General features: G+C 34.2%; 1 protein-coding gene. It reads left to right on the top strand.

Annotated elements, in window-relative coordinates:
* Positions 1-506, top strand: a 506-nt coding sequence (locus AA089_RS23280; RefSeq protein WP_046759427.1) for a recombinase family protein, incomplete at both ends; no start/stop codon positions are given.

The following is a 506-nucleotide window of genomic DNA, read 5'->3' as shown; positions in this document are numbered from 1 at the left end:
CTTCAAATAAGCGCCTATTTTGGTGGAACTAACGAAAGTGCTAAAAATGACGATAGAAAGGAGTATCAAAAAATGCTTACCTATGTACGTCAAAAGAAAATATCAAATATCATTGTATACAGTATAGATCGTTTTTCGCGTGCGGGTTCTACCGCGATTACAACGGTTGAAAAATTACAGGCAAAAGGTATCAATGTAATATCTGTAACCCAACCAATGGATACCAAAACATCTACGGGTACATTCTTTCAAAACTTAAACTTACTATTCAGCAAATACGATAACGACCAACGAAAAGAAAAAACCGTTACAGGAATGAAACAACGCCTTTTGCAAGGTTTCTATATCGGAAACGCTCCAATAGGTTTTAAAAATGCTAGGGATGCACAAAACCGTCCTATTTTAATTCATTCAGACAAAGCAAAATTAATACGCAAAGCTTTTGAATGGAAAGCAAACGAAAATTTGTCTAATGTTGAAATTCTAAAACGTTTAAAAAATTGTGG

Origin of the sequence: Kordia jejudonensis, assembly GCF_001005315.1 — a bacterium.
Taxonomy (GTDB): domain Bacteria; phylum Bacteroidota; class Bacteroidia; order Flavobacteriales; family Flavobacteriaceae; genus Kordia; species Kordia jejudonensis.
This window is presented reverse-complemented; position numbering and strand designations above follow the sequence as displayed.